The organism is Metabacillus bambusae, assembly GCF_017497975.1.
In the GTDB taxonomy this organism is placed as follows: Bacteria; Bacillota; Bacilli; order Bacillales; family Bacillaceae; genus Metabacillus; species Metabacillus bambusae.
In genome coordinates, this window is sequence record NZ_JAGDEL010000075.1 from 1 (window position 1) to 516 (window position 516).

The window sequence follows — 516 nt, forward strand, 5'->3', positions numbered from 1 at the left end:
AATATGGAAAAGGTTGCTCAAGCCAACGGATTAGAAAAGAACAGAGGAGCTTGAAATGGGTAAAGAGGAGCGCAACCTAACATCGGAAATCGATCGCAATGAGAAATTGCTCAAGGACATCTTCCGCAACTGTTCCGATATCGTATTTCGAAAAATTCGAGTTGCAGGGCACCTTCAATGGCTTGTCGTATTTATCAAAAGTTTAGTGGATGAAAAAATGATCGACGAACATGTCATTAAATCATTGGTAAAAAATGACAATACTCGAGACGAGCAATTCGAGGAAGTCGAAATTCTGGATGATCAAATGGTCTCTGCTGCAAACACAAATACAACCGGAAGCATATCCGAAATTGTTCGGTTGGTGTTAATGGGTTATGCCGTGGTTCTTACCGCCGGGGATAGCAATGCTTTGACGGTTACGGTTTCAGGGCTGGATAAACGAACCCCGGAAGATCCTACCTCCGAACCCGTCATTCGCGGTCCGCGGGAAGGATTTATCGAGCATATCTCCAC

1 protein-coding gene is annotated in these 516 nt (G+C 44.4%); it reads left to right on the top strand.

The window, feature by feature from the left end; translation table 11 throughout:
• Nucleotides 1–55: 55 nt before the first annotated feature.
• The coding region (locus I7822_RS29650) for a spore germination protein (RefSeq protein WP_207982567.1) at nt 56–516 on the top strand (461 nt) is incomplete at its 3' end.